The organism is Bacillus sp. LR--39 (assembly GCF_053613335.1).
The window spans coordinates 1-610 of sequence record NZ_JBSIOT010001173.1; the positions used below are offsets into that span (position 1 = coordinate 1).

The following is a 610-nucleotide window of genomic DNA, read 5'->3' on the forward strand; positions in this document are numbered from 1 at the left end:
GCCGGTTGCTTTGACAGCCTGCTGCCACGGAATAATATTCGCATGGTGCTCCATCGGTGTAATGACGATTTCATCACCGGGCTTAAGGTTTGCGCGGGCATAGCTGAGCGCAACCGTGTTCAGGGCCGTTGTCGTACCCCTTGTGAAAATAATTTCCTGCATCGATTTCGCGTTTATAAACTTCCTGACCTTCTCACGTGCTCCTTCATATCCATCCGTTGCTTTTGTTCCTAATGTATGGACGCCGCGATGGACATTGGAATTGTAAGAGTTGTAATACTCATCAAGCGTCTCAATGACGACGCGCGGCTTTTGCGAGGTGGCCGCGCTGTCCAAATAAACGAGATCGTGTCCGTTGACCTGTTGGCTGAGAATCGGAAACTGTTCGCGAATATCTTTAGCATTCATTATTTTACTTTCCTTTCAATCACAGAGACCAGCTGCTTCTTCACGCCTTCAATCGGAAGTTCATTGACAACCGGTGCGAGGAAGCCGTAAATGACGAGGCGCTCTGCTTCTTCTTTAGGAATTCCGCGGCTCATCAAATAGTAGAGCTGAACCGGATCGACGCGGCCGACAGATGCAGCGTGTCCTGCCGTTACATCGTCTT

The 610-nt window shown here is 49.7% G+C and carries 1 protein-coding gene and 1 pseudogene; both read right to left on the reverse strand.

Annotation, left to right across the window (positions count from 1 at the left end):
- A pseudogene (gene sufS / locus ACWHAR_RS29220) lies at positions 1 to 408 on the reverse strand (cysteine desulfurase SufS); the annotation flags it as partial.
- Positions 408 to 610, reverse strand: a 203-nt coding sequence (locus ACWHAR_RS29225; RefSeq protein WP_452088714.1) for a SufD family Fe-S cluster assembly protein, incomplete at its 5' end; no start/stop codon positions are given. The gene ACWHAR_RS29225 and the pseudogene sufS, both read right to left, overlap by 1 nt.